This is a genomic window from Candidatus Pelagibacter communis (assembly GCF_001180205.1).
GTDB lineage: Bacteria > Pseudomonadota > Alphaproteobacteria > Pelagibacterales > Pelagibacteraceae > Pelagibacter > Pelagibacter ubique_O.
Window position 1 is genome coordinate 1 of record NZ_CVSU01000034.1, and the last position, 8,343, is coordinate 8,343.

Sequence of the window (8,343 nt, forward strand, 5' to 3'; positions counted from 1 at the left end):
CAATGTATTTAATTACATCATCATATTTTTCATCAGGAATATCTTTATAGCTAGCATTGAATTTGCTTTTCACACAAATAGCAACATGAGCATATGGGTTTCTTCCTTTGGGGTGATTTGGGTGATCAGGTAATTGACCTACCAAATAATCGCCAGCTTCCTGAATCAAAATCCACAAACGACGGCGATTTTCCTCGTTCATACTACTCCAAACTTTGATTTATCTAAATCTGGCATAGTCTGTGGCATAGTTGTCCTGTAAGTTCTTATATAATAAAATTGAAAAATAAACATATTTTTAAAATTAAATGAAATTAACAGATAACGAAAAAAGAGATATTGTTAACCTCATTGAACAGGGCAAGAGTCTACCAGAAAAATATAGATTTTTGCTATTCGACGAAACAAAACAGGTAGAGCTTCTATGGAACGGAAAATCTGATGAAGTTACAAATATAGATTTACCTTTTCAAATTATCGAACAAGTTGATGAACCCAGAAATGAAAAAATAAAAGTAGCGCAAGGCTCACTATTTGGAGGGTCTAAGGAAAATGATTGGACAAATAAACTTATTTGGGGTGATAATAAGTTTATACTTTCATCTTTATTAAATGGTCCTATGAGAACCGAAATTGAAAAGAATGGAGGTATCAAACTTATTTATATAGATCCACCGTTTGATGTGGGTGCAGATTTTACAATGAATGTAAACATAGGTGACAATTCCTATGAAAAAAAACCAAACGTTCTTGAACATATAGCTTATAGAGATACATGGGGGAAGGGTTCAGACTCATTTCTCTCCATGATTTATGAAAGATTAATATTAATGAAAGACTTACTAGCTGATGATGGAGCTATATTCGTACATTGTGATGGAAGATTAAACTCGCATTTAAAAGTAACCATGGAGGAAATATTTGGCTCTGATAATTTTAACAATGAGATAACATGGAAAAGACAAACATCGAGCGGATACAAAGGCAAAACAAATATAGGAAAAAATTCTGATTATATTCTCTTCGCTCAAAAATCAAATTTATTTCAATATAAACCACAATACATAGAATATTCAGAAAAATATATTAAAGAAAGATTCAACAAAACAGATCCTGATGGAAGGAAGTATATTGATTTACCTTTGGGATCCAAAACAACTAAAGAAAGAATTGAAAAACTTAAAGCTGAAAATAGAATTTATTATACTGCTACCGGAGGCATGAGAAAGAAAAATTATTTGGATGAAATTGAAGGAATACCAATAGATGATGTGTGGACAGATATAAAACTTATTAATTCTATGTCTGATGAAAGAATTGATTATCCAACTCAAAAACCAGAGAGTTTAATAAAGAGAATAATTGATTTAAGCACAAAGGAAGGAGATATTGTTTGTGATTTTTTCTGTGGTTCTGGAACAACAGCTGCAGTGGCAGAAAAAAATAATCGAAAATGGATATGCTCAGATTTGGGCAAGTTTGCGATTCATACAACAAGAAAAAGGATGATTGGTATTCAAAGAGAATTAAAGAATAATGAAAAAAACTGGAGGGCTTTTGAAGTTTTGAATTTAGGAAAGTACCAAAGACAACATTTTATATTTGATGGTAAAAATGAAAGAGACGAATTAAAAAATATAAATAGAAAAAAAAAAGAAAACGAATTCAAAAAACTTATATTGAGCGCTTATAAAGCAGTAGATATATCTGATTTCAAAACTATTCATGGAAAGAAAAATGATAGTTTTGTATCTATTGGACCAATAAATCAGCCATTATCCAGAGATCATGTTGAGGAAGTCATTGATGAATGTTTGAAGAATAAAATTGTTAGTGTGGATATTCTTGGTTTTGAATACGAAATGGGTTTGTTTCCAACAATTCAAGAAGAAGCAAAAATAAAAGGTTTAAGATTAGTTTACAAACAAATCCCTATGGATGTATTTGACAAAAGAGCTATAGCAAAAGGAGAAGTTGTTTTTCACGATGTTGCTTACATAGAATTTAAACCTAAATTTAAAGGAAAAAAATTGTCAATTGAACTTACAGACTTTGCAGTCTTTTATAATGAAGACAATTTTGAGGTAGATGAAAAAATAATACCGGGTAAATCAAAATTATATGTAGAAAATGGGCAGATAATAGAAAAAATCAAAGATACCAAAGGTATAATTAAAGAGAAAATTCTTACAGAAAAATGGCATGATTGGATTGATTATTGGTCAGTGGATTTCGATTATGAGTCCAAACCTGAAATAATAAAATTTAAAACTCCAGAAGGTAAAATTGAGGAAGAATGGACTGGTAACTATATATTTGAGAATGAGTGGCAAAGTTTTAGAGGAAAACATGGCTCTGAAAAATTAGAACTTAAAAGTTCAGAAAAAGAAATTTTTTCAAAGAAAACAAAAGTTGCTGTTAAAGTAGTCGATATTTTTGGGAATGACACTATGAAAGTTATCGAGGTAAAAATATAATGGGTTTACACAAACAATTTCCTAAAAATCCTTTTGAGATAATTGAACCAGATTTACGTTGGTTCCCTGGAAATGACTCTCTTGGTGAAAAAGGAAGAGAAAAATTATTACCACCATTAGTTAATAAGATAAGAAAAGAAATATATGATTGGCGTAAAAAAGGATATCCAAATATTTCACAAACAACAAAATCACTACTGACATACTGGTTCGAGACGGAACATGAAAAAAATTTTAAATATTATTTTGCCCAACGCGAGTCTGTCGAAACAATAATTTATTTATACGAAAATCAAAAAATTAGGACTCCATCTGAATTATTAAAATTCGATTCTTCAAATGTATTGGTAGACTCAATGTTTGATGAAACTTGGTTAAGATTAGTTATTAAACAAGCCACAGGTACTGGTAAAACAAAAGTTTTATCACTTTTAATGATTTGGTGTTATTTTCATAAACATTATGAGGAAAATTCAAATTTATCAAAAAACTTTTTATTATTAGCCCCAAACACAATAGTTCTCGAGCGATTAAAATCTGATATTAATGGATTGAAAATTTTTAATTCTGATCCAATGTTACCCCCAAACCAGTACGCTGGAAAGAATTGGAATTTTTTTCCTAAAATTCATATTCAGGATAACGTGAGTTCATTATCCAAAAATGGAAATATATTTTTAACTAACATACAAAGGTTTGTTAATAGAAATGAGGAAACAGATAAAAATAGTACTTTAGATTTCTTTCTAGGTGATAAACCAGTTGCAAAAACATCTGATAATAAAATAAGTGTTAAAGACATTGTTAATAACATAGACGATATTGTAGTTTTAAATGACGAGGCGCATCATATCCATGACAAAAAATTAGCATGGAGTAAAACTATTGAAAATATAAATAATAATTTAGTTCAAAAAAATTCTAAATTAGCATTGCAAATTGACGTAACAGCGACTCCTAAACATCAAAATGGTAACATTTTTATTCAAACTATATCTGACTACCCCCTTGTGGAGGCAATCGCGCAAGGTGTGGTTAAATCTCCAATTCTTCCAGATGAGGCAAGCAGAGGCAAATTAGAAGAGAAAACATCTTCTAAATTTTCTGAGAGATTTAGAGATTATATAGATTTAGGTTTTACAGTGTGGCAGCAGGATTATTTGCAGCATAAAAAACTTGATAAAAAAGCACTAATGTTTGTTATGGTAGATGACACAAAAAACTGTGATGATGTAAAGGAATACCTAGAAAGCACTTATCCAATTCTTAAAAATTCTACATTTGTTATTCATACTAATAAAGAGGGAAAAATTGATGAAGGAAACTCTAGTAAAAGTCAAAAGGAGTTACAAATTTTAAGAGAACTTGCAAATCAAGTTGATAGCCAAGAAAATAATATTAAAGCAGTAATTTCAGTGTTAATGCTAAAAGAGGGATGGGATGTTAAGAATGTCACCACTGTAGTTGGTCTCAGACCCTTTGTTGCAACGTCTAACATACTACCAGAGCAAGCTTTAGGAAGAGGATTAAGAAGAATGTATTTTGGTCAAAATGTAAATGAAGAATTAAATGTTGTAGGTACTGAGGCATTTTTAGATTTTGTTGAAAGTATTAAATCTGAGGGAATAATATTGGAAAAGAAATCAATGGGTAAAGACTCAGATCCATCTGGCCCAACAATAATAGAAATTGACAGAAAAAAAAATATCGAAGATCTAGATATTGAGATACCAAATCTTTCTTCAAGAATCTCAAGAGAATATAAAAATTTAGATGACTTGAATGTAGATGATTTTAAATTTACACCAGAAAAACTCAAAGAATTTAGTAGCGAAGATCAAAAAAATATTCTTTTTAGAGAAATAATTGATGAAAAAGTAGTCAAAGAAGTAAAAATGAGAGACGATATAAATATCAATGCAACGTCTATTATTTCCTTTTTTACAAAGACAATTATGACAGAACTTAGATTGTATGGAGGTCAAGATATTTTATACGGTAAAATTAAGCAATTTTTGACTGTTAAGCTTTTTAATCAAAAAGTTGATATAGAAAATCCAAATGTTGCAAGAAATTTAAGTGAAACTAATGTTAGAATGACCATTAGAGAAACATTTAAGAAATATATTAATAAACTGACAGTGGTAGATACAGGTAGCACAGAGGTTCAAAACTATATTAAAGTTAGTAATCAGAAAACCTTCACAGTTCCAAAGACAAAAGAATACCTGCCAGCAAAAAAATCTATATTTAATAAAATAGTAGGTGACTCAAATTTTGAGTTACAATTTGCTGGTTTTTTGGATGCAGCCGTGGATGTAAAAAAATTTATAAAAAATTATATGCAATTAAATTTTAAAATGACCTACATAAATCACGAGGGAGGTATTAGCAGTTATTATCCTGATTTTGTGATTCATTTAAATAATAATGAGAGATTTATTGTAGAGACAAAAGGGGCAGAGAATATTGATGATCCCAGAAAAATAGAAAGGCTAAAGCAATGGTGCGAGGATGCTACAAAATCAACTGGCAAACTATATTATTATTTGTACGTCAAACAAGAAGAATGGGAAAATTTAGGTATCACACCTAACTCTTTCAGTGAAATTATACCAATTTTTAAAGATAAAAAAAAAAATTGATATAATTGTTTTATGTAATTTTGGCATAGTCTGTGGCATAGTTTTTCTGCTTAAATCGATGAGTCTTAGTGCGAATTATTTTTAATTAATCTTTAATTATCTGCATAACTAGTGCGAAGTAGTGTGAGTTAGTGTGAAGTAGGTTGTCCCACTAGCACCCCAAATAATCGCCAGCTTCCTGAATAATTTTCCAGAGTTTACTTGTGTTTTCATTGTTCATGTTAATAAATTTTATCTAAAAAATATACTTTTTCTAATATCTATAATTTCTCTGATCTTTTTTTCTTTAATAGCATTCCAAGAAACAAATAAAGTACACAATTGATACAAGGCAAATATCTCATTTTTTTCATTTTGAGATAAATCACTATCTGCCTCTACATAGTCTTCAAAATGAGAAATATTATTTCTTGCACAGTTTAAATAATATTTACAAGCATCTGTTACTGTAGCAGTTGACCACCAGTTTGAGTCTCTGAAAAGACTAGATATTTCTTGATAGAAAGAACTTGTTTCAGAAATAACCAAATCCTTTTGAACATTTGCTGAAAACTGATCTAATTCAAATTGAATTAAAGCTAATATCTTTTTTTCACTACTTCTCTTAACATGTAGTTCAATAACATTTCTATATGACATTGAATTAATTTTATTCCAATTATTGAAAAAATCGTTTGGTGCTTTGTTGAGATCACTCATATTTAATTAAATTTTTTATATTTACTATTGAAATTACACTAAATTAACTATGCCAATATTAACAGTTTTAATTTTTAATTTTTAGTCTAGTTGGAAATTAAATGAAAAAATTATTTATATTTTTATTAATATTTTTGAATATTGTTAATTATTCAAAGTCAGATGATTTCTTTGAAGATATAACTTACCAAATATTAGAAAATCAACCTAGATTAAGTTATGGTGTGTCCGTTTCAGATGTAAACAACGATGGAAATTTTGAATTTATTGTAACTGGATTTGGATTTAATAATTTAGCCTTAGCTCATAAAAAGGGTATTTTGTTCAATTCAATTAACCAAAGTATATTTATAGACAAAAATCGTAAAACTATAGGAGTAGCATCGTGTGATATTGATCAGGATGGTTATGAGGAAATATATTTTTTAAATACAGACACTTATAGTGGAAACAAAAGATATTCAGACAGATTATTAGATTTTGATGGAAACAAATTTTTTGATTTATTTGAATTAGAAATAAACCAGGAAAATTTAAATCTTACAGCAGGTAGATCAGTTGTATGTGTAGATAGAAATGGAAATGGAGCTTATGGAATATATGTTGCAAATTATGGAGGGCCTACAAGATTTTATGAAAAAGATGGAAATGAAATAATAGACAAAGCTTCGAAGCTAGGTATTGATAAAATTACTGGAGGTAGAGCGGTTATTTCGGGTAATATTTTATCTGGAAGATCTGATATTTTTGCTGCAAATGAAAGAGGGGAGAATTTTTTATATTATAATAATAATGGAAATTTTGTTGAACTTGCGAAAGATTATGCTGTTGATGATACCTTTCAAAACGGCCGTGGAACTGCACTAAGTGATATTTATTATAGAGGTAGATTAGATATATTAACTTCAAATTGGGAAGGGCCTCATCGAGCATTTGTTTTAAAAAATAATAAGTTTGTAGATATAGCTGACAAACAATTTAGCGCCCCATCGAGAATTAGAACAGTAATCTCTGCTGATTTTGATAATGATGGTTATGACGAAGTATTCATGAATAATATTGGCGAGCCAAATAAATTATTTAAAATTTTAGATAATGGTGAATTCAAAGAAATAAATATTGGAAATGCTTTAGAAACTAATGGATTAGGAACAGGAGCTGCAGTAGCCGATATAGACGGTGATGGAATACTTGAGCTTTTAATATCTCATGGAGAATCTGGTTATCAGCCTTTAACTTTATATAAGGCAAATTCAAAAAAAAATAATTTCTTAAGGATAAAGCCAATTAATATGCACGGTGCTCCAGCAAGAGGTGCTACTGTAACTCTTGTTTCAAATTTAAGAACTCATTCTAAAACAATAGATTCAGGCTCAGGATACTTGTGTCAAATGGAGCCAGTGGCACATTACGGAATTCGAAAAAATGAGAGAAATATTAAAATTATTGTTACTTGGACAAATGGAGAAGAAAACACTTTTGAAATTAATGAATTAAATAAAACATTGGAAATTAAACAAAATAATTAATGTTTTTATGAAAAAATTTTTTTTTATAATATTTACCATATTTTTAGTTTTTTCTTACAACCCAAGTTTAGAAGCACAAGAAAGAAATTATTATCAAGAATTAGTAAATGAGTGGAGTAAGATATTTCCAGATAGAAATAGAAACGCTGCTGGTCCAAAATTTTTTAAACATATATTAAATAAAGACATTACTTATCAAGAGTTTGTAGAGTTCAATAAACTTTATTGTGCTGTATCTGGTTCTTTAATTGATCCTAACGCAGAACCTGAAAAAGTATATTTACAAGAAGTTGGTACAAATAAAAAAATTTGTGGGGATTACTACAGATGCTGCATTCCATGTTCTTGTGATGTAATGAAATATTCAAAAGTTGATAAAATGATACATAAATTTAAAGATGTAGAAAAAGAATTTTATGTTTTAACTATTAAAAGCCCGTGTGGTAAAAAAAATTTTCCAAAACAAGTGAATAGAGATTATTTTTGTGATGGTCAAAGTTTATCAAAAGATCAAGTTGTTGAACTAAATAACAGATTAGTTATTGGATTATTTCATCAAGCAAAATCTTGTGATAAATCTCAAATTGTTAAAATTGATAATCATCAAGTGACTGGTTTATTTTGTGAATTTAGAAACAGTACACCAGATGAGAAATTGCAAAGTGGAATGGGAGATATTTTTATTAAATTAGCTAGATAATTTTAGATATTAAAATGAGTAAAGAAAAAAATATTAAAACCTATGAACTTTTTAAACAGGATAGATTTCTTGGTATTCTTGTCCATTTATTAACTGGATTAGGAATCGTTGCTGGTTTTTTTGCTTTAATTGCTGTTATGAATAATAACCAAAAAGCTGCTTTTCTTTGGCTTGGGTTTGCATTTTTAATAGACAGTGTTGATGGAACTTTAGCTAGAAAATTTAATGTGAAAAAAAATTTACCACATATTGATGGTAAAATGCTGGATAGTATAATTGATTTTTTTAACTAT

General features: G+C 28.9%; 7 protein-coding genes. 5 read left to right on the forward strand and 2 right to left on the reverse strand.

What is annotated here, in order from left to right; all coding sequences use genetic code 11:
* Positions 1-202, reverse strand: a 202-nt coding sequence (locus tag AMO08_RS01645; protein ID WP_075484550.1) for a hypothetical protein, incomplete at its 3' end; no start/stop codon positions are given.
* Between the two features lie 106 nt (positions 203-308).
* Between AMO08_RS01645 and AMO08_RS01650 the strand changes: the two genes are divergently transcribed.
* The gene (locus AMO08_RS01650) at positions 309-2,477 is read left to right on the forward strand and encodes a site-specific DNA-methyltransferase (RefSeq protein ID WP_075484552.1); all 2,169 of its coding nucleotides are present in this window, start codon (positions 309-311) and stop codon (positions 2,475-2,477) included.
* Positions 2,477-5,122: a DEAD/DEAH box helicase family protein gene (locus AMO08_RS01655; RefSeq protein WP_075484554.1), complete on the forward strand. Its 2,646-nt coding sequence runs from the start codon at positions 2,477-2,479 to the stop codon at positions 5,120-5,122. Before AMO08_RS01650 ends, AMO08_RS01655 begins: the two co-directional genes overlap by 1 nt.
* A gap of 231 nt (positions 5,123-5,353) precedes the next feature.
* Here the strand turns inward: AMO08_RS01655 and AMO08_RS01660 are convergent, their stop codons facing one another.
* Entirely contained in the window at positions 5,354-5,821 is a 468-nt protein-coding gene (locus AMO08_RS01660; protein WP_075484556.1) for a hypothetical protein, read from the reverse strand.
* A 101-nt stretch (positions 5,822-5,922) separates the two neighbouring features.
* On the opposite strand from AMO08_RS01660, the gene AMO08_RS01665 reads away from it, so the two are divergent.
* From AMO08_RS01665 to AMO08_RS01675, 3 genes are all read left to right on the forward strand, one after another.
* A complete protein-coding gene (locus AMO08_RS01665) occupies positions 5,923-7,350 on the forward strand; it encodes a CRTAC1 family protein (RefSeq protein ID WP_075484558.1) in 1,428 nt (475 codons plus the stop codon).
* A gap of 7 nt (positions 7,351-7,357) precedes the next feature.
* Positions 7,358-8,050 carry a hypothetical protein gene (locus tag AMO08_RS01670; protein ID WP_075484560.1) on the forward strand — a complete coding sequence of 231 codons (693 nt, stop codon included), beginning with the start codon at positions 7,358-7,360 and terminating at the stop codon, positions 8,048-8,050.
* A 14-nt stretch (positions 8,051-8,064) separates the two neighbouring features.
* Positions 8,065-8,343 (forward strand): CDP-alcohol phosphatidyltransferase family protein (locus AMO08_RS01675; RefSeq protein ID WP_179850727.1); only part of this gene is annotated, 279 nt, incomplete at its 3' end.

Excerpts from the sequence above, each read along its gene's own strand:
- AMO08_RS01650 (WP_075484552.1), top strand. The coding sequence starts at position 309 with ATGAAATTAACAGATAACGAAAAAAGAGATATTGTTAACCTCATTGAA.
- AMO08_RS01655 (WP_075484554.1), top strand. The coding sequence starts at position 2,477 with ATGGGTTTACACAAACAATTTCCTAAAAATCCTTTTGAGATAATTGAA.
- AMO08_RS01660 (WP_075484556.1), bottom strand. The coding sequence starts at position 5,821 with ATGAGTGATCTCAACAAAGCACCAAACGATTTTTTCAATAATTGGAAT.
- AMO08_RS01665 (WP_075484558.1), top strand. The coding sequence starts at position 5,923 with ATGAAAAAATTATTTATATTTTTATTAATATTTTTGAATATTGTTAAT.
- AMO08_RS01670 (WP_075484560.1), top strand. The coding sequence starts at position 7,358 with ATGAAAAAATTTTTTTTTATAATATTTACCATATTTTTAGTTTTTTCT.